The following is a 20,303-nucleotide window of genomic DNA, read 5'->3' as shown; positions in this document are numbered from 1 at the left end:
AATCATCAAATAAAGTTATGTTATGAGAAAACAATTTTTATTTATATTTTTAGCCTTGATTGTAGCAAATACAAGTCAGGCGCAAGGTAAGACTACTCGAATTGGCTACATCGACATGGAATATATTTTAGAAAATGTTTCCGACTATAAAGAAGCTAAATCACAATTAGAGCAAAAAGCTCAAAAGTGGAAACAAGAAGTTGAGGCCAAAAAATTAAATATAAATAATTTAAAAGAAAGCTTAAAAACAGAAAAAGCTTTACTTACAAAGGAATTAATAGAAGAAAGAGAAACAGAAATTAAGTTTCTTGAACAAGAAATGATGGATTATCAGCAGAAACAATTTGGTTCTGATGGAAATCTAATGAGACAGAAAGCAGCTTTGGCAAAACCTATACAAGACCAGGTTTTTACAGCTGTGCAAGATATCGCAGAAGCAAAAAATTATGATTTTGTTTTTGATAAATCATCAGATCTTACCATGCTTTTCAGCAATAAAAGATTTGATATCAGCGATCAGGTTTTAAGAATTTTAAACCGTACTGAAAAACGTGAGCAGTTAAGTAAAAAACAACTGAAAGAACAGGAAGCTAAAGAAAACATTGAGAACGCAATTGACGAAAATCCAGCAATGGCCGATCGCCAAAAAGCACTAGATGAAAAAAGAGCTGCTAGAGAAAAACTGATCCAAGACCGAAAGCTAGAGCAAGATGCTAAGAGGAAAGAATACGAAGACAGAAGAAAAGCTCTACAAGAAGAAAGAGACGCTAAAAAAAATGGCACGGTTTCTGGAACAGCCTCACCAGCAACAGTAGCTCCTGCTGCTGCAACGGATGCGGCTAAAACAAGCTCGACTGCTAAAACTGCAGCGCCAACATCAACTGGAGAAACTCCAGCTACTGAGCAGCCGGCAATGACGAAAGCAGAGGAAAGACAATTACTTTACGAACAGCGTAAAAAAGAATTGGAAGAAAGAAGAAAGAAAATTTTAGAAGAAAGAGAAGCGGCTAAAAAAGCAAAAGAAGCCGAAACACAAAAAACAAATACGACCAATAATTAATTAATATTTTAAAAATGATGAAACAAATCAAAACTTTACTAATTGCTGCAATTCTTATTTTAGGAGCAAGTAACACAATGAACGCGCAAGCGAAGGTAGCTCATGTTGATGTAAGCGAGATCATGTCTAAAATGCCTGCTATGCTAGATGCTCAAAATCAACTGCAAAAATTAAGTGGTACATATGATGCTGAATACAAAAAAATGGTTGACGAATATCAAGTAAAAATTAAAAAGTACGAGGCTGAAGCTGCAACTGTAACAGATGCTGTAAACGGTGAGCGTTCTAAAGAAGTTCAAGATATGCAAAAGAGAATTGTTGATTACAGAGACAATGCTCAAAAAGAATTACAACAAAAAGAAACAGATATCGTAAAACCATTAATGGAAAAAGTTAGAGCTTCTATCCAAAAAGTTGGAAAAGCTAAAGGTTTCCAATACGTTTTAGACGGTTCTACTTTATTATTAGCTGATGGTCCAAACATCACTGCTGATGTTAAAAAAGATTTAGGATTCTAAGAAATTAAATCTCATAATTTAAACTGCTCAATTTATATAATTTGAGCAGTTTTTTTTTACAAAAAATTAAAGCTAATCTTTGGTATTATTTCAAGATTTCACTTAACTTAGAATATCGAATTTTTATTAAAAAACAGTAAATTTGCTTTATGACAAACAATAATCCTATAGGCGTTTTTGATTCTGGTATTGGCGGAACTTCCATTTGGAGCGCCATCCATGACCTTCTTCCAAATGAAAAAACCATTTATCTGGCCGACAGTAAAAATGCACCATATGGTCAAAGAAGCAAAGATGAAATTGTTGCATTAAGCAAAAAAAATGTAGAGTTTTTACTAGAGAATAAATGCAAACTAATTGTTGTTGCCTGCAATACTGCAACCACAAATGCTATAGTAGAACTACGTGCAGATTATGATATTCCATTTGTTGGAATTGAACCTGCCATTAAACCTGCCGCAAACAATTCCCAAACTCAGGTTATTGGAATTCTGGCTACAAAAGGAACACTAAACAGTGAGTTATTTAATAAAACTGCCGAGATGTTTCATAACACCAAAATCATAGAGCAAGTTGGTCACGGACTTGTACAGCTGATTGAAGATGGCAATTTGCACTCACCAGAAATGACCCAATTGTTAGAGTCATATCTTCAGCCGATGATTGAAGCTAATATTGACTACTTGGTATTAGGATGCAGCCACTACCCTTATCTAATTCCTCAGATAAAAAAAATTCTCCCAGATCATATTAAAATAATAGACTCAGGAGAAGCTGTTGCACGCCAAACAAAAAATCTACTTAAAGACAAAGTTGGCTTTTCTGAAAGTACAGATATTGACCCAGTATTTTATGTCAATTCTGACCCAAAAGTTTTAGAGTCAATTTTAGAGTATAAATATCCGGTAATCAAAAAAGACTTTTAAAGTATTATTCAAACTTTCGCTTGACGAACCAAATTCCGTCCAACGATAGATTAAGTGATATTTTGTGGTAGTTTTCTTTTATTAGATCATTTGCAATTCTGCCTTTCTGTCCGTAAGAATAAGAAATATTAAGTGATGAAAATGTATTTTCGATTGGAAGATTTAGTCCAACAGAAATAGATGCGCTATTGACATGCTGTTTGTCAATTTCCAGATAGCCATTATCAAAGTTTATACCTGCAGCATAACCTACCCTATCCCAATATTTCCTAACATTCTTTTTAGTGCTATAGGTAACTCCTAATGCAAAACGATCTTGATTTACAAATTCACCATAAAGATCGGATTGGTTTGTATTACTCCAGAAGCTTTTTTCATAATCTAAAGTTACACTCAAATTATTTTTAAATCGTTTACTTGCTCCAAAACCAATTTCTAGCGGCATATAATAATCGTCTGTATCTGAAGCTTTATCAGTTTCAATAGAAGATTCTACTTCATCTGCAATACTTGTTACAGATTGTACTTTAGAAGCATTTATTCTTGTAGGGACTTTAAATGTTGTTCCAATTGTAAATGTAGAATCTATTTTAAACTGAGCCCCTAATGTTGCACGAACGCCTCTATAATCTGTTTGCTTATGGACGGTAGTAATAGCATTTGAAATCAAAAAGGCTCGATCATCAACGGTGTTCCCAAAAAGTACCGTTCCAGTTGCCCCTACTGTTAATTTTTTTCCAAATCGATATCCGTATGAAAAATCTAGATTGTTTAAACCTCCAGATCCTTGTGCCGTAACGTAATAATATTCCTGACTATCGGCAATTGGAAGTTTTAAATTTGAGATTTTAAATACCGAACTTGAATATGGGCGAAGCGCCAAACTAAAGCCAGAGTTTTTTGTGACTGGAAAAGCAAAAGCCAAATGAGAAAACTGAAAATTATTTCGCTTTTCTGTACGATTACTGCCTTGATATGTTGTCGCAATCGCTTTTCCTCCAAGATCAAAAAGAAAATGATTTTGATACATAAATCCTAAAGAAGCTGGATTTAAATTATTGATAAAAGTATCTGAAGGCAAAGCAATTCCAGAACCACCAATTGAAGGCAGATAGCCAAAATCTGAATCATACAGACTTCCTAATCCATAAAGCGAATATGGAGAACTTGAAATACTTTGAGAAAACGAAGTCAGCGACATTAAAAGGAAGCAGCTCCATAAAACAATTTTATTTTTCATTTAATAAGAGATGTAATAAATTTTCAGCTGAATTTTATTGTTGAAATGTTTTTGATCACCCAGAACGATTCTGTTTACAGATTGTGCAATTCCAGGCAGTGTCAAAATAAGCGATGATCTTGAATCAGATTGTTTTAGCATTTCCTTTTGAAGAAAAGCTCCGACCGAAATTGAATATGCTACATTTTCGTTAAATTCATCGCTGCTTTTACTCAGCCTTCCATAAACCGAAGCGCCAGCAGCATTGACAAGAGTTCCGCTTATTCTATTTAAATTATCTCCCACATAAACAGTTAGCGAATCAGCTAAAGGATATTTTTCTGAATAAGTATTATTAACTGGTTTAAGAATTAATTCTGCATCGACAATAGCGCCGTTTGCCGAAATATTCTTAAACTGCTTTATATTTGGAAAATCGACCCGACAAGCAACACCTGTTCCAGATTGTATAAATCCTTGGTTGCTGACTAGTGTACTTGATAATGTACCAGTAGATACGGGGAGATTTTGCAGGATCGTTCCTGTTTTGTCGAGCGAAATAGAATTAAACTGTTTAGAAGTGTCTAAAATCGAAAAATCGATTATATATGGAGTTTCACTATCTGTCTGATACTTCGAATAATACAACCGAACCTTACTATTCGAAACACTAAATCCGATAACATTGGAAGAACTTGAATTTTCTGGAACCAATACAAATCCTTTGAGATATTCTGTAAAACTGCCAAAATCTGTAACTTCTCTTTTCTTTATTTTTTGAAAAAGAGCTTCTCCAAATTCTTTACTCATTTGAATATTGATAGAATCTTTTTCCTTTGGTCTTGGTCTAAATGAGATTGTACCCAAACTTTCCGAGCTATAAGTCAGTGTCGAATTATTATAGAAATTATTATCCTCTTTATTTGGCTTAACTTTTTGAGTTAATCTGTGAATATTAAACGTCTGAACTTTTGTCGTATCTCCATAAAAGTACCTATCATACTTAAGAATCATAGAAATAGAATCAAAAACATAATTTGTAGATTCTGTATCTGATCCAATACTGTTTAATGCATAAATATCAGTAGAAACCTGAAAATAGCTATCCGATTTTACTTTTCCGAAAATGGGATCATCATAATTCCCTATCAGGATTCTACCTCGGCTAGAAGTTGCTAATGAATCAAAATTAATCGTTGACATATTGACTGTCATCGTATCAATCAAAATCACTTTATTACTCAAAGCCAAATAATCAGACCCAACAGTAAATTCTCCAGTATCTGTATCTGTACCACATGAAAATAAGGTTAGTACAAAAAGCAGCATCAATATAAACTTGCGCATAATTTAATTTTTGGGCAAATATAAATTGTGCTCCTTGGCAACACACTATAACATATACTACCGCGCTTTTTTAAGCTACAAACTGTACAAAACAATCTATAATCTAAATTCTATTCTAAAATTTTAATTCGACCTTAAAAAAAGTGATTTTGTCTATCAAAACACGTCATATATATATCTTCTTTTTTTTAAGAGCGTCATCCGTCTAATTTTGAGCCAATAAAATAAATAATGAAAGTAAGGTTTTTGGTTTGTTCTCTTTTTTTGATTTCATTTTTAGGTTTAAAAGCTCAGGAGAATTTTAGCGCTGCTATAAATTTTAAAACCGAGCCGACAGAAAAGATAAATTTTAATGAAACAAACATTGCTATTTTTTATCAGAAAAAATTAGACGCAAAAAGCAAAATAGCAAACACGCTAGAATATTCTAATTTGAAGGTGAATTACGAATTAAATCCCTATAACTTTTATGCAGATGAGGATAAATTCAACCAAGTTCAAAACAAATTTGAGTATTCATCTGAAATAGTAGAAAAAACAAAATGGAGGCTTTCTATAATTCCAACAGCGAATTTTCAGAGCAAACTAGATTTTTCTGTTATTACTGTTTTAGGAAATTTAGAAATAAGCCAGCGGCTAAGTTCAAAAGTAAATGTAATAATTGGAGCGGGACGTACCTCTATTTTCGGAGCTCCGAAAATTACACCGATTGTTGCTTTTGATTATAAAATGAATGAGAAAATCGATTTTAGAATCGGATTTCCAGATTCGAAAATTTCTTATTCAAATAATGATCGAAACAAATTTAGTCTGACAAATAGTTTTAATGGAAACTTTTATCATTTGGACGAAACTGCCGATGCAGATAATAAGGCAAAAAAAGCCACTTTATCGCAAATGACTTCGGCATTGGAATATGAAAGAAATGTTGCAGGCAATTGGTTTTTAAATTTTAAAGCAGGTTACGATTTCAATAAAAAATACAATTTACTAGACAACAGTGACCATAAAATATACGACTACAATACCGGAAATGGTTACGTTTTAGGAATAGGGATCAAATACAAACAATAAATTTTAAATACACTATGATTAATCTAAAAAAAGGAATTTTATTCACAGCGCTTTTTTCGAGCCTCTTTTTTATAAGCTGCAGCAATGATAATGATGACGATGATTTGGTAGGAAACTGGATTAAAAAATCAGCCTTTGATGGCCCTGCAAGATCTAGTGCCACAAGTTTTGTTATCGGAGATTATGCTTATGTAGTAGGCGGATATACAGGCGATGTTTATTTGAAAGATTTGTGGGTTTACAATTCAACTGGAGATTATTGGGAACAGAAAGCTGATTTTGGCGGTGTTGGAAGAAGTTCTGCTTCCAGTTTTGCATTAAACGACAAAGGTTATGTAGGTCTTGGTTATGACGGAACAAACAAACTGAAAGATTTTTATCAATATGACCCGTCTGCAAATAGCTGGACACAAAAAACAGATTTTGCTGGAACAGCGCGTTATGCCGCAGTAGGTTTTCAGGTTGGTGGTAAAGCCTATTTTGGAACAGGTTATGACGGAAATTATTTGAAAGATTTTTATCAGTATGATGACCAAGCAAATACTTGGACTCTAGTAAATGGTTTCAGCGGAAATAAAAGACGTAACGCGACTGTTTTTACAATTGCAGACAAAGCGTACTTGGTGACTGGTGTAAACAATGGCGTATATCAGGAAGATTTCTGGGAATTTGATCCAGCAACAGATGTTTGGACAAGAAAAAGAGATATCGATAAAGATACAGACGACGATTACAGCTACAACGATGATTATGCTATTGTACGTTCTAATGCATCAAGCTTTTCTATGAATGGTTTAGGGTATGTTGTAGGAGGCGAAAACGTAAAAACAGTTTGGGAATACAACCCAACAACCGACTTATGGACAGAAAGAACTCCAATGGAAGGAGCTACAAGAACCGATGCAGTTGGTTTTGCCATCAATAATCGCGGATTCTATATGTTAGGACGAATTGGCTCTACTTACTTTGACGATGCTTGGGAATTTAAGCCGTTAGACGAACAAAGTGACGATGATAACTAATATTAAAAAAGTCTTCTGGAGCACTATCCAGAAGATTTTAATCGTTTTTGCACTTCTTTCACTTTTTACTGCTTGCACAAAAAAAGAAGCTTTAACAACAGCATCTTTTAAAACAAATTCGGGATGGGGCTACACAATAGCCTACAAAGAAAAAATTTTAATTAAACAGTCTATCATTCCGGTAATAAGCGACACTAAAAGCTTTAAAACAGAAAACGATGCCCTAAAAGTTGCTGATCTTGTAAAGCAGAAACTCAAAGAAAACTTATCTCCTACGGTAACCAAAAATGAATTAATTTTATTAAAAATAAAATTGTAAATGCAGATCGATACCATTAAAAATACAGGCTACAACAAAATACTATTTCATTTTATGATATGGATTTTCTTTATTTTGACTTCTCTAATTCAATTTTACGAAAGTCCATTTAAACTCGACAACGATTTTTATGCCCAATGGCTTTCTGGAATTTTATTGTTTTATCTGAACTATTTTTATTTGGTTCCAAATTATCTACTGCAAAAAAAATATTGGGTCTATGGCACATTTGCTATTGGTCTGATAGTCCTATTTATGGCAATAAGGCTAAATTATTTTATTCCTGAATTTAGACATTTAAGGCCCGAAAAAATGATGCATTCTGAAACCATTATTCGTGACCCCCATTTTTTTCCAAAAGGCGACAGAATGCATCACAGAATAGAAATGAGACAGCCGTTTTTTTTTAAAATTGCCCCATCATTTTTCTACATCTTAATTATTACGGTTTCTGCAATTATTAGAACATTAACTGAATTTTATAACAATCAGCAAAACAAACTGATTGCCGAAACACACCGAACAAATACTGAATTGATCTATTTGCGCAAACAAACCAATCCGCATTTTTTATTTAATTCCTTAAACAGTATTTATTCGCTGGCACACAAAAAATCTGATTTGGTCCCTGATGCCATCGTGACCTTGTCTGAGCTTATGCGCTATATGCTCTACGAGACAGACAACAAAACGGTGGCTTTAGAAAAAGAGGTCAATTATATCCAGAATTATATTGAATTGCAAAAACTGCGATTAAACAATATCGAAGACATTGTAATCAACGTTCATGGCGATACAAAAAACAAATTTATCGAACCTTTATTGTTGATTTCTTTTGTTGAAAATGCCTTTAAATATGGAACTGATTATAAAGGCGCCGCTCACGTAAAAATCAAGATTCTTATAACAGATCATAATCTTGACTTTTGGATCGAAAATACGATTGAAAACTATGTAAAAGACCCTGAAAACTCAGGAATTGGATTGGTAAACATTCAAAGCCGCCTTGACCTTCTTTATCCAAACGCACACGAACTGACCATTACTCAGGATAATGAATATTACCGAGTTCATTTAAATTTAAAGTTAGACGAAATTAAAACCGCAATACATTAAAAAAACCGATTATGGACAGAAAAAAATTCATCCGAAATGGTATTTTGGGCATTGCATCATTGGCAACTGCTTCAAAATTTTTAGAATCTTGTTCTAAAAGCGATAATGACGAAACTGATACAAGCAATTCTGGAGACGAAAGCTGTACTGTTTCTCCAGCAGAAACAAAGGGTCCGTTCCCGATTAAAACGCCAAGTCAGCTAATTTTAGAAAACATCAAGTCTGACCGTGTTGGAATTGCGCTATTGATTAATTTAAAAATTGAAAATAAAAAGAATAATTGCGAACCTCTTTCGGGAGTTTTAGTAGATGTCTGGCATTGCGACAAAGACGGAAATTATTCTGAATATGGAGGAACGCAAATGCAACAGACCGATTATACTTCTGTTCATTTCTTGAGAGGTAGACAGACTTCAAACACAAACGGAGAAGTTTCTTTTATCTCTATTTATCCAGGCTGGTATCAAGGAAGAGCCCCGCATGTGCATGTTGAAGTTTTATCGAGTGCGGGAACTTCTTTACTTGTAACTCAGATCGCATTTCCAGAAACTATTTCGAGTCAAGTTTACTCCAGCACCAATTATGTGGCACACGGACAAGCAGATACTGCGAATGCAAAAGACAATGTATTTGCCGACAGCTTATCTGAGGAACTTGCTACAATTACGGGTAACATTACAGATGGTTATACGCTTACAAAAACAATAACCGTTAACGCATAATTTTGATTTGTAAGAACCAGTATTTTATGAAAATTTTAAAACTTAATTTACTGGTTTCAAACTACTTTTGACTGCGAAATAAATTTTAAAAAACTAATTCTGAAAAGATGAAATGTGTAATTATTGATGACGAACCTTTGGCTGTAGAACTTTTACAGGATTTTGTCAAAAAAGTTGATACTCTTGAGTTGGTAAGCACTTTCAACAATGCTATTGATGCCGTTTCATTTATCAACCAAAATAATGTTGATTTGGTTTTTCTTGATATTCAGATGCCTCATTTTTCAGGAATTGATTTTTTAAATACCATAGAAAAAAAACCTCTAGTAATTTTTACGACGGCTTATTCTGATTATGCTGTAGAAGGTTTTAATCTTGGTGCAGTAGATTATTTAGTAAAACCTATTCCGTTTCATCGATTTCTAAAAGCAGTGGTTAGAGCACAGCAGGTTTTACAGCCGGTAACGACTCAAACACTTGCCGAAAACAACAACACTCCAGAAATTGAACAGGATTTTATGTTTGTTCGAGCTGAATATGAAAATGTAAAATTGAATTTTGCTGATATTCTTTTTATTGAAGGCCTTAAAGATTATGTCAAAATTTACACTACAGACAATAAATTTACGCTGACGCTAATCAGTTTAATCAAACTTGAAAATTTACTTTCGAGCAAAGGTTTTGCTAGAATTCACAGGTCGTATATTATCAATATCAAACATGTTAAATCGATTCAGAAAAACAAGGTATTAATAAGCGATAAAAGAGTTCCAATCAGCGAAAGCTATAAAAATACTTTCTTCGAAAAAATCAACCTTTAGTTCATGAAATTCCAAAACAGAAAATTCCAAATTCCAAGACTTAACCTTTGGAATTTGGAATTTTCTGTTTTGGAATTTTTATATTTTTATTTTTCTTCTTTGAACCAACTCGAGTACATCACATAATTATTTGATATACGTCCAATTTCGCCAGCAAAATCAGATTGGTCAATATCTTTCACCTTTTTTGCCGGAACACCAGCATAAATACTTCCTGAAGTTACAACCGTATTTTGAGTTACTACGGCACCTGCAGCAATTATGGCATTGCTTTCTACTACGCAATTATCCATTACGATTGCTCCCATTCCGATTAAAACGTTATCATGAATCGTGCATCCGTGCACAATTGCATTATGACCTATTGAAACGTTATTTCCTATAATCGTAGGGTGTTTTTGATATGTACAATGAATTACTGCACCATCCTGAATGTTTACTTTATTTCCGATTTTAATAAAATGAACATCTCCCCTCACAACAGCATTAAACCAAACACTGCAAGATTCTCCAAAAGTAACATCTCCAACAATAGTAGCATTTTCGGCTACATAACAATCCTCTGGAATAAGAGGCGATTTTCCGTTTACAGATTTAATCAGCATAAAAATAAATTTTAATTAATTGCAGGACAATTACAATCGTAACGTTCTTTTTTACAGAACAAGTTAATTCCTAATGTAATTTGATGATAACCGCCTGTATCAAACTTTACATCGCCTAAGACTTGAGTATAAGTATAAGCAAACATAAAGTTCTTAAAATTAACCCCAACAATAGGAGTGAAATATTGTAGTTTTTGAGAAGAAACACTAGTTCCCGACAAATAATTTGTACCCTCAAAACCTCTTCGATAAGACAAAGCCGCCCATAGACTTCCAAAATCCATGTTTTTATAAGCTTTCATGTTCAGATCGATTGTTTTTTCTTTGGTCTGATCAAAAAACTGAAAAAGGATAGAAGGTTCCCATGTCCAATTATCATTCTTGCCAAACACATAACCCGCGCTAAATAAAAACTTTCTTAAATTGTTATTTTCATAATCTGAATAAAGATCTCTTCTAGTTTGTATTAGACCCTGAACAGTCGCATGAGCGTAAAAATCCATAAAATTATATGAAGCTCCAACATCCATTGTAAAATAAGTATCGTTAAGCACTGAATTAGTAATCAAAGGATCAAGTGTAGGACCAAATTTAGTCTCATCCAACTGATTCTGCATTACTCCTCCGCTTATACCAAAAGACAACTGATTTAAATCTATCTCATCTCTCGAAAACATAATATGATGCGCATAGGTTGCTTTTAACCCTTTTTGAGAATGATATCCATTTTTATCGTTAAAAAGAATAACACCAGCTCCCGAACGTTCGTCTATTCTTCCGTTAAAACTTAGTGTTTGCAAAGATGGCGCATCGTCTTGCCCAAACCATTGTTTTCTAGCAGTTAATCTAATCTTGGCACAGTTTGCCGCACCAGCCATTGAGGGGTGAATAAGATAATAATTATCAGACAAATAATCTGAATAAACAGGAATTCCCTCTTGGGAATAGGAATGAAAAGCAGTAATGAGAAAAATTAATAAAACCTTGATTTTTAATTTCATAAAGACAATATTGTTTCTATATAATTTTCACTCTTGCAATTTAACACGATTTATTTGAAAAGAGTCTTAATTATTTTATTAAAAAATCAAATATAGCCATTAGTAGAAAATAACTTTAGTAAATTTGCGAAAAATATATTACCATGACTAAAATCACTATAAAAGAAACCCAAAATCCAACTATTTTAAAGTTTGAATTTGAGGATTTCATTACTCAAAACCAGAACTTTGAGTTTAAAAATATTGACGAAGCACAAGCTTCTCCTCTAGCTCAGCAATTATTCTATTTACCGTTTGTTAAAACAGTTTATATTTCAGGAAACTTTATTGCTATCGAAAGATATAGTATTGTAGATTGGGATGATGTTAAAGATGCTGTTGCTGAACAAATCAGTGCTTTTGTTGATAAAGGTGGCGTTATCATTAAAATTGATGAAACAAAACCAAAAAAACAGCCTATTACAGTTTACGGAGAAACAACTCCAAATCCTTCTGCATTAAAATTTGTTGTGAGCAGAATGCTTACTCGTAATGCAATAGAGTACAAAAATATTGATCAGACAGCTTCTTCTCCATTAGCTCAGGAATTATTCAAATTCCCTTATGTGAAAGAAATTTTTATTGATGAAAATTATATTTCGGTTACAAAATATGAAATCAATAACTGGGATGAAATCACTTTAGAATTAAGAACTTTCATTAAACAATTTATAGAAAACGGAGGAACTGTTTTAGACGAAAGCTTAATTGAAACTAAAGCCAAAACTGAAGCAACAAAAGATGAGGCTTTTGATAAACTAGATGTTACATCACAGCAAATTATAAACATCTTAGAAGAATACGTAAAACCAGCAGTAGCTGCCGATGGTGGAAATATTGCTTTTGAATCTTACAATGAAGATGATAAAACGGTAAAAGTATTATTGCAAGGTGCTTGCAGCGGTTGCCCTTCATCTACATTTACTTTAAAAAGCGGTATCGAAAATATGTTGAAAAGCATGCTAAACGATGATGCTATTAAAGTAGAGGCATCAAATGCGTAATTTAATTTGACAAAATTATTATACAAAGCGTCTCATTGAGGCGCTTTTTTTATTATTAGTTACTAGCTTTCAATTATTTACCATTAAAAAAACGAGTAATTCTATAAAATTAATTAATATTGTATTCTTAACCAATTAATTAAAAACCATGGGATTATCTTCATTTTTTAAAAATTTGTTTGGCTCAACGAAAGAGTCTGTAACTGAATTGGCAAATAATGCCGAAGAGACTTTTGAGCAAGCAAAGGAAGCCGCAGCACCTTATATTGAGAAAGCAGAAGCTTTTGCGGAAGAAACAATTGAAAAAGTAAAAGAAGTTTCGGAACCAATTATTGACAATGCATCAGATTATGCTGAAAAAGCAAAAGACACTGTAAGCGAATATGCTGATAAAGCAGCTAAAGTCGTAAATGACGTGGTTGATTCTGTTAAAGAAAAAACAGCTTCTTTAGCAACCAGCGATACGCCAGAAACTATTTCTGAAACTGTGGTTGACGAAAGCGAGAAAACAGTAGCGGAAGTAGAAGAAATCGCTGATGACGCTGCTGAGAAAGCATAAACACACTTTTCGAATAATGTAAATATTCTTATATTTGCACCACTAATATACCTTCTCTTATGAGAAGGTTTTTTTATTTTAAAATCTATGAATCTTAGTCCAGAACAAGTCAGTAAATACATAAGCCGTTTTATTGACATTTTAGTTGATTATTCACCAAAACTGATTTCTGCTTTTTTAATCTTATTTATTGGTTTATACGCCATCAGACTGATTAATCGAATTATTAGAAAAATAATGATTCAGCGAAATCTAGATCCAACATTAACAAAATTCTTATCCGATATTTTATTGTGGGCGCTTCGAATATTATTATTCGTAACCTTTATTTCTAAATTAGGAATTGAAACTTCGTCGTTCGTCGCTATTTTAGGAGCAATGGGTCTTGCTGTTGGTTTATCATTGCAAGGATCGCTTTCTAATTTTGCCGGAGGAATGCTTATTATTGTTTTTAAGCCATTTAAAGTTGGAGATACAATAGAAGCACAAGGCGTTGTTGCAACGGTTCTCGAAATCCAGATTTTTGTAACCAAAATGCTTACAGCAAATAATCAGACTGTATTTGTTCCTAACGGCTCTTTGTCTAATGGAAATATCATTAATTATTCCATGCAAGGAGAAAGAAGAGCAGATCTAACTTTTGCCATTTCTTACGATTCAGATATCAAAAAAGCAAAAGAAATTCTTTTAGATGTTTTGAATAAAAACCCTAAAGTATTGAAGAAACCTGCTCCAGAGGTTTTTGTAAAAAATCTATCAGCAAGTTCTATTGATTTTGCTGTTCGTCCTTGGGCTAAAAATGCCAATTACGGAGCTGTATTTTCTGAAACTTTAGAGAATTGCAAAATAGCATTGGATGAGGCTGGAATTGCAATTCAGCCCTACACAATACAGAAATAAAAAGTATTATTCCTTTTTTGAAGGAGCTGTAATTATAAAATCTTTTAAATAATAAGGTTCAAAATAAGCGACATCTACAGTGTCGCTTTTTTGATACTTATCAAAACTGATTTTGCTCATTGCTTGTGCAGAAGGATATTTAATATTTTCTAAAAATACAAAATTGTCTTTAGTCAAAACAGGTTTGCATTTATCAGCACAATCACCAACAAAATAAAGTTTGTCGGTATATTCCTGAAATGAATTTTCGTCAATAATTTCGGCCTTTATAGCTCTTTCCAACGTCAAATCTGAATTAAAAACAGCGCTGTACACTTCCATACGGCGTGCATCTAACATAGGTACAATTTTTCCGTCTGCAACTCCTGCTTGCGATGCCAAAGTCTGCATCGTATCAACAGCAATCAACGGAATATTTAAAGCATAACACAAGCCTTTTGCTGCCGAAACACCAATTCTTAAACCTGTATATGATCCTGGCCCTTGGCTAACAGCAACAGCCTTTAATTCATGTACCGAAATTCCCGCTTTTGCGATTACTTCTTCAATAAAAACATGCAGTTTTTCGGCATGCGAATATCCTTCATCAGCCAATTCACTGCAAACAATGGTCTGACCATCTTTTGCTATAGATACAGAACAATTTTTAGTAGCCGTTTCGATATTGAGAATAAAAGACAAAGTATTATATTTTAAAAATTAGTTATTTTATATCAGCCTGAACGAAATTGAAGTCTTTCTTACTTTAAAGCCTTCGACTTCGCTCAGGATGACAATATGCTTAAATATTTATTTCTTTGGAGTTTCGGCTTTCTTAAGTTTTACCTTGTCTCCAGAATTAAGATCTTTAGAAACTGTTGTATATGGACCTGTAATAACAACATCACCCGATTTTATACCAGACATCACTTCAATATTAGTATCGTCCTGAATTCCAGTTTTAATGACTCTAATCTTAGCTTTATCTCCAACTTTCACAAAAACACATTCGAATTTTTTATCACTTTTAGGAGCTGCTTTTTTATCTTCATTTGGATCTTCAACCTTAAAATCTTTTACGGCAGTAGTATCCGACTTTACTACAACAGAACTAATTGGCACAGCCAAAACATTTGTTTTTGTTGTTGTAATTATATCAACCGTAGCCGTCATTCCAGGTCTAAAAGGAGAATATGTACTTGGCTTTCCTTCTAACAAATCTTGATAAGAATCTTTCAGAATACGAACTTTAACTTTAAAATTCGTTACCTGATCTGAAGTCAAAGTTGTACTTGCTGAGTTTGAAATACTCGTTACTACTCCCTTAAATTTCTTTTTTAGATAGGCGTCAACTTCAACATTTGCTTCGTCACCAATTTTAATTTTTACAATGTCATTTTCGTTTACATCAACTTCAACTTCCATATTGTTTAAATTGGCTACACGCAAAAGCTCAGTTCCAGCCATTTGTTGCGTTCCTAAAACTCTTTCTCCCAATTCTACATTTAATACAGAAATAGTTCCATCTGCTGGAGAATAAATCGTTGTACGGCCTAAGTTGTCTCGAGCTTCGGTAACTGACGCCGAAGCACTTTGAACATTATAATACGCACTTTGTTTTGTTGCTTTGGCAACTTCAAAAGTAGATATAACTTTATCCCAATCTGATTTTGAGATTACACCCTTATCATATAATATTTTATTACGCTCATAATTTGCTTTTGCTTCTTTAAAACTAGCGTCAGATTGAGTAAGACTTGCTTTTGTTCCAGCTAGATTTGCAACAGATCTATCTAATCCAGAGGTATATAAATCGGGATTTATCTTTACTAATAAATCACCTTTTTTTACTACCTGCCCTTCTTTTACATTTAATGAAATTATCTCGCCCGAAACCATCGACGCAATTTTAACCTCAATTTCGGGCTGAATTTTACCTGTTGCAGACACTGTTTCAACAATCGTTGAAGCCATCACTTTTGCAGTTTCTACTTCTTTTCCTTCGTCCTTATTTCCTATTACTCCAGCCTTAGAAAGACCAACCAAAGCCGCAATTAAAACTATTGCACCGCCTAATAAGAAATAAACTGTTTTTTTTGACATAATAAATTATTTTGTAATAATTGGAACAATTGGAATTCCGAAATAAAACTCTAATATTTTAATTTTGAACATGTAATCGTATTTTGTTCTGATAACATCAGACTGCGCATTGGTCAATAATGTTTGAGCTTGTGTGAAATCAAATGAATTCATTAAACCAACATCATATTTTTCTTTTGCATAATTGTAAGCCTGCTGTCTTGCTTCTAAAGTTACAGTAGAAGATTCGTATGTATTCAGAGCTCCTCTTGCATCAGTAAACGCAGTATAAACGTTACGCTGCAAATCTAAACTTTTTTGCTCTAAATCTATTTTAGATTTTTCTAAACTTACTTTATTACGCTCTACATTATTTCTAACTGAGAATCCATTAAAGATAGGAACGGAAAGCTGAAATCCAAAAGATTGTCCTTTGTTATCACTAAACTGGTCTAATATTGGATCTGCTTTACCCAAAACTGGCGTATAATTATCCTGAAGAACTGGCTGATTGGTTCCCTGAACATATCCAATCTGTGAAGTTGGGTTTGCTAGATTTGGTGTAGTACCTCTTATAACATCACTGTAACTTGCTCTAGTATTAAAGTTATAGAAAGCACTTAAAGTTGGCTGAAAGGCTCCTTTTGCGATAGCAACATTTTTCTCAGCAATTTCAAGATTGGTCTGTGCTAATTTTAACTCTGTTCTAGTTTCTTTAGCTTTATTGTAGATTTCAATTGGACTCTGAGCTAGAATATTGTTTTCGTCCATTGCATTGGTATCATCAACAACATCAAAATCTGCAAATTCTTTTAATTGTAAAAGCTGCGCCAAACTCAATTTCGAGATCAATAAATTATTTTCAGAAACGGCGATATTTTGTTTGTCTGTTGCTACAGTTGCTTTCAAATCGAACAAATCCCCACGAGGAATAGTCCCTGCATTTACCATTTCTTCAGAACGCGCATATCTCTTCTCGTCGATTGTTAACTGTTCTTTTTTAACTTTCAAATCTTCTTTGTTAGATAAAATCTGCAAAAATGCGCTTGCCACATTCAGAGAAATATCTTCTTGCATTTTTAACAACTGATATTGCGAAGAAATGATTGTTAACTTCGCTTTTCTCATCGTATTTTGATTCTGCAGACCTTTGTAAATATCTACACCAGCACTCAAACCAACAGAAGAATATTGTGTAGTTTGATTACGTAAAATACCCGTTGTTACATCTTGGTTCAAACCGATATTCCAAGAATGAGAAGCATTTCCGTTTACAGATGGAAGATAATTTCCTAATGCAGCTTTTTTATCAATATCAGCATTTTTTAAATCCAGTTCCGATTGCTTAATCGTGATATTGTTTTCGAGTGCGTATCTCACACACTCTTCTAAAGTCCATTTCTTAGTTTGTGCCTGTCCAGTTAATCCGAATCCGAATAACACTGCAAAAATAAGACTATTATATTTATTTATTTTCATATACTTTTAATGAAGGCGCAGTAAACCGAACTACGCAAATTTAACATTTTTAAAACCAAAAGATCCCTAACCTTTCAAATTAGCTTATTTTTTTTCTTTGTCTCCTTCGTTAATCAAGCCCTGGTTCCAGATTTTAATTTTGTCTGTATCATTTACACCACTTTTAACTTGAACATAGATTCCGTCACTAACTCCAAGAACCAAATCTCTTCTTTGAAATTTTTGTGGAGCAGTTTCAACTTCTACATAAGGCTTTTGTGTTTTTTTGTCAAATTGAACCAAAGATTCTTTTATTGCTAGAACTTTCTCTGCTTTTTCTAAAATAATAGAAGCGTTTGCACTTAAACCAGCTCTAATAAAAGTATCGTCTCTGTTAACCATTTGTGCTTTAATCTCAAATTGGATTGCCCCATTTTCTGTAACTCCTTTTGGAGCAATATAATTTAAAACCGCGTCAAACTTTTTATTTTCGATAGCACCAATTGTAATCTCAATTGGCATTTTTTCTTTGATCTTTCCAACCTCAGATTCATCGATTTTTCCAATAAAGATCATTCTTCCAACATCGGCAACACTTGCAATTGTAGTTCCTTCGTTGAAGTTATTACTTTCGATAACTTGGTTACCTACTTTTACTGGAACATCTAATACCATTCCGTTCACCGTAGAGCGAATTAAGGTATTGGCATAGCTACCTAAAGAAGAAGTTGTCCCTGTTTTAACGATATCCAAACCTTGTTTTGCCGCTAAATAGTTTTGTTTTGCTTGATTATAAGCAAGTAAAGCTGCATCATAATCATTTGCAGAAATAACATCTTTTTCGAATAATGTTTTCTGTCTTTTGTAAATTTTTTCCTGATTATCTAATGCTATTTTAGCCGTCTGCACTTGATTCTGAGAATTGCTCACGTTCGAAACATTCGCTACAACTCTAATCTTAGCAATCATATCACCAGCTTTGATTTTTTCACCAGCTTTGATGTACACTTCTTCAATGATACCTGAAATATTTGGTTTGATTAGAACCTCTTCATCAGGCTGAATATTACCTGTCGCAATAGTATTTTTTACGATGGTTTTTATTTCTGCTTTTTCCGTTTTAAATACAATCGGCGACTCTTGGTTTTTAGCATACAAATAATAAAGTGCGCCAAAAAAAACAATTGCAATAAATATTAAAATGGTTACCGTTACTCCTTTTTTCATTTGTTTTTGGTTTAATCGATTTATTTTGATTGATAATTTATTCTGTTCTTAATGCATCTACAGGTTTCACATTGATTGCGGTCTGTGCTGGGATAAATCCAGCGAGCAAACCAGATCCTACTAATATAATTAATGCTACAAATACAACTCCTAAATCTACAGTTGGATTGGCAAACATAGTATTTTGATCAGGAGGCATCGAATCTAACACCATATTTAAAAGTGCTATAACTCCTGTTGCAACAGCAATTCCAAGCATACCTGAAATAATGGTTAAAAATATTGACTCAGATAATATCTGCCCTCTAATTGCTCCAGGAGTCGCTCCTAAAGCTCTTCTAATTCCGATTTCTTTTGTACGTTCTTTAACCACAATCAGCATAATATTCGAAATTCCGATTACACCCGAAATCAAAACTAATGTTCCTACGAAATACGCAATTACTTTTAAAATATTAAATAAGCTTTGCACTTTATTAAATTGCTCGTACAAATCAAAATTTCCAACCGCCCTCTCATCTGTCGGATTTATAGAATGCAATGCTTTTATAATTTCTAAAATTTTAGGCTTTAAATCGGTTATAGAAGTTTCGTCTTTTGCTGTAAGTGCCATCCATCCCACTTTATCCCCATAATTAAAGGCCTGCTGAAAAGTTGTAAAAGGAATGAAAATATTCTTCTGTTCTTGTTCTGCATTTCCTCCCTGTTGTTTTGATTTATAAACCCCAACAACCATAAAATTGATACTGTTAATTTTGATATAGGTTCCAACGGCCTCTTCTTCTTTACCATAAAGTTCGCTGATAACACCTTTACCAATTACACAGACTTTTCTTCTTTGTTCAATATCTTGCTGGTTTACAAATCTTCCTTTAATGATATCCATTGGCTGTTGTTTAATAAGCTCTGGATAATCTCCGTAAATTGTAAATGCAGAAGTTTTTGTACCTCTTACAACATTATTTGTTCCGTTAAAATCACCTAACTGATTTCTTGGTGAAACATATAATAAATCTGGCAACGCCGCTTTTAAAGCAGTTACATCGCTATTTCTAAAATCATAACGTCTTGTTTTTGGCAAACCTTTATAAGCCTTAGAGGTGGTTTGACTCCACATAAACATGGTATTGGTCGCGATGCCATCAAAACCTTTTTTGATACCATTTTCCAAACCATTACCTGCAGCAAGTAAAATTACCAAGATAAAAATTCCCCAAAAAACACCAAAAGCTGTCAGGATAGTCCTGAAAGGATTGGCGGTTAAGGCCTGTAAAATCTCGTCCCAATTATCTTTTTTAAACATAA

General features: G+C 33.4%; 21 protein-coding genes. 12 read left to right on the top strand and 9 right to left on the bottom strand.

The annotated features are described in order from the left end of the window. Positions 1-22 precede the first annotated feature (22 nt). The 3 genes from OZP10_RS12390 to murI all read left to right on the top strand — a co-directional run bounded on the left by OZP10_RS12390 (position 23) and on the right by murI (position 2,504). Positions 23-1,060, top strand: coding sequence for an OmpH/Skp family outer membrane protein (locus OZP10_RS12390; RefSeq protein WP_281631179.1), 1,038 nt, complete (start codon positions 23-25; stop codon positions 1,058-1,060). 14 nt (positions 1,061-1,074) lie between these two features. Then, a complete protein-coding gene (locus OZP10_RS12385; protein WP_170830271.1) occupies positions 1,075-1,578 on the top strand; it encodes an OmpH/Skp family outer membrane protein in 504 nt (167 codons plus the stop codon). Between the two features lie 149 nt (positions 1,579-1,727). Continuing rightward, positions 1,728-2,504, top strand: a complete 777-nt coding sequence (murI, locus tag OZP10_RS12380; RefSeq protein ID WP_281631178.1) for a glutamate racemase — start codon at positions 1,728-1,730, stop codon at positions 2,502-2,504. Between the two features lie 4 nt (positions 2,505-2,508). Here murI and bamG read toward each other — a convergent pair whose 3' ends face one another. Continuing rightward, the gene (gene bamG / locus OZP10_RS12375; RefSeq protein ID WP_281631177.1) at positions 2,509-3,744 is read right to left on the bottom strand and encodes a BamG family beta-barrel-assembly machinery protein; all 1,236 of its coding nucleotides are present in this window, start codon (positions 3,742-3,744) and stop codon (positions 2,509-2,511) included. Continuing rightward, entirely contained in the window at positions 3,745-5,070 is a 1,326-nt protein-coding gene (locus OZP10_RS12370) for a DUF4270 family protein (protein WP_281631176.1), read from the bottom strand. 231 nt (positions 5,071-5,301) lie between these two features. Here OZP10_RS12370 and OZP10_RS12365 point away from each other — a divergent pair, with 231 nt between their 5' ends. The 6 genes from OZP10_RS12365 to OZP10_RS12340 all read left to right on the top strand — a co-directional run bounded on the left by OZP10_RS12365 (position 5,302) and on the right by OZP10_RS12340 (position 10,144). Then, positions 5,302-6,144, top strand: coding sequence for a DUF6268 family outer membrane beta-barrel protein (locus tag OZP10_RS12365; protein WP_281631175.1), 843 nt, complete (start codon positions 5,302-5,304; stop codon positions 6,142-6,144). 14 nt (positions 6,145-6,158) lie between these two features. Then, positions 6,159-7,166 (top strand): Kelch repeat-containing protein, encoded by a 1,008-nt coding sequence (locus OZP10_RS12360; protein WP_281631174.1) that lies wholly within the window; start codon positions 6,159-6,161, stop codon positions 7,164-7,166. After that, positions 7,156-7,485: a DUF4907 domain-containing protein gene (locus tag OZP10_RS12355; RefSeq protein WP_281631173.1), complete on the top strand. Its 330-nt coding sequence runs from the start codon at positions 7,156-7,158 to the stop codon at positions 7,483-7,485. The genes OZP10_RS12360 and OZP10_RS12355 overlap by 11 nt, the downstream gene beginning before the upstream one ends. Further along, positions 7,486-8,601 carry a sensor histidine kinase gene (locus OZP10_RS12350; protein ID WP_281631172.1) on the top strand — a complete coding sequence of 372 codons (1,116 nt, stop codon included), beginning with the start codon at positions 7,486-7,488 and terminating at the stop codon, positions 8,599-8,601. A gap of 11 nt (positions 8,602-8,612) precedes the next feature. Continuing rightward, positions 8,613-9,323: a dioxygenase family protein gene (locus tag OZP10_RS12345; RefSeq protein ID WP_281631171.1), complete on the top strand. Its 711-nt coding sequence runs from the start codon at positions 8,613-8,615 to the stop codon at positions 9,321-9,323. A gap of 107 nt (positions 9,324-9,430) precedes the next feature. Further along, on the top strand, positions 9,431-10,144 hold the full coding sequence (locus tag OZP10_RS12340; RefSeq protein ID WP_177210912.1) for a LytR/AlgR family response regulator transcription factor: 714 nt from the start codon (positions 9,431-9,433) through the stop codon (positions 10,142-10,144). An 86-nt stretch (positions 10,145-10,230) separates the two neighbouring features. Here OZP10_RS12340 and OZP10_RS12335 read toward each other — a convergent pair whose 3' ends face one another. Both OZP10_RS12335 and OZP10_RS12330 read right to left on the bottom strand, forming a co-directional pair. After that, positions 10,231-10,749, bottom strand: a complete 519-nt coding sequence (locus OZP10_RS12335; protein WP_111422435.1) for a gamma carbonic anhydrase family protein — start codon at positions 10,747-10,749, stop codon at positions 10,231-10,233. Between the two features lie 11 nt (positions 10,750-10,760). Continuing rightward, positions 10,761-11,750, bottom strand: a complete 990-nt coding sequence (locus OZP10_RS12330; protein WP_281631170.1) for a PorP/SprF family type IX secretion system membrane protein — start codon at positions 11,748-11,750, stop codon at positions 10,761-10,763. Positions 11,751-11,893: 143 nt separating this feature from the next. Between OZP10_RS12330 and OZP10_RS12325 the strand changes: the two genes are divergently transcribed. The 3 genes from OZP10_RS12325 (at position 11,894) to OZP10_RS12315 (ending at position 14,252) form a co-directional block, all read left to right on the top strand. Continuing rightward, on the top strand, positions 11,894-12,793 hold the full coding sequence (locus tag OZP10_RS12325) for a NifU family protein (RefSeq protein WP_281631169.1): 900 nt from the start codon (positions 11,894-11,896) through the stop codon (positions 12,791-12,793). Positions 12,794-12,941: 148 nt separating this feature from the next. Beyond that, positions 12,942-13,352, top strand: a complete 411-nt coding sequence (locus tag OZP10_RS12320) for a YtxH domain-containing protein (protein ID WP_177210920.1) — start codon at positions 12,942-12,944, stop codon at positions 13,350-13,352. Positions 13,353-13,439: 87 nt separating this feature from the next. Next, positions 13,440-14,252 (top strand): mechanosensitive ion channel family protein, encoded by an 813-nt coding sequence (locus OZP10_RS12315; protein WP_281631168.1) that lies wholly within the window; start codon positions 13,440-13,442, stop codon positions 14,250-14,252. A 6-nt stretch (positions 14,253-14,258) separates the two neighbouring features. On the opposite strand, the gene tsaB is transcribed toward OZP10_RS12315, so the two are convergent. The 5 genes from tsaB to OZP10_RS12290 all read right to left on the bottom strand — a co-directional run bounded on the left by tsaB (position 14,259) and on the right by OZP10_RS12290 (position 20,301). Beyond that, positions 14,259-14,933, bottom strand: coding sequence for a tRNA (adenosine(37)-N6)-threonylcarbamoyltransferase complex dimerization subunit type 1 TsaB (tsaB, locus tag OZP10_RS12310; RefSeq protein ID WP_281631167.1), 675 nt, complete (start codon positions 14,931-14,933; stop codon positions 14,259-14,261). Positions 14,934-15,041: 108 nt separating this feature from the next. Then, positions 15,042-16,334: an efflux RND transporter periplasmic adaptor subunit gene (locus OZP10_RS12305; RefSeq protein ID WP_281631166.1), complete on the bottom strand. Its 1,293-nt coding sequence runs from the start codon at positions 16,332-16,334 to the stop codon at positions 15,042-15,044. 6 nt (positions 16,335-16,340) lie between these two features. Then, positions 16,341-17,792 carry a TolC family protein gene (locus OZP10_RS12300; RefSeq protein WP_281631165.1) on the bottom strand — a complete coding sequence of 484 codons (1,452 nt, stop codon included), beginning with the start codon at positions 17,790-17,792 and terminating at the stop codon, positions 16,341-16,343. Positions 17,793-17,876: 84 nt separating this feature from the next. Further along, positions 17,877-18,998, bottom strand: a complete 1,122-nt coding sequence (locus tag OZP10_RS12295; RefSeq protein ID WP_066032780.1) for an efflux RND transporter periplasmic adaptor subunit — start codon at positions 18,996-18,998, stop codon at positions 17,877-17,879. Positions 18,999-19,035: 37 nt separating this feature from the next. Then, positions 19,036-20,301: an ABC transporter permease gene (locus tag OZP10_RS12290; RefSeq protein WP_177210925.1), complete on the bottom strand. Its 1,266-nt coding sequence runs from the start codon at positions 20,299-20,301 to the stop codon at positions 19,036-19,038. Between the last annotated feature and the right edge of the window lie 2 nt (positions 20,302-20,303).

Origin of the sequence: Flavobacterium luteolum (assembly GCF_027111275.1) — a bacterium.
GTDB lineage: Bacteria > Bacteroidota > Bacteroidia > Flavobacteriales > Flavobacteriaceae > Flavobacterium > Flavobacterium luteolum.
This window is presented reverse-complemented; position numbering and strand designations above follow the sequence as displayed.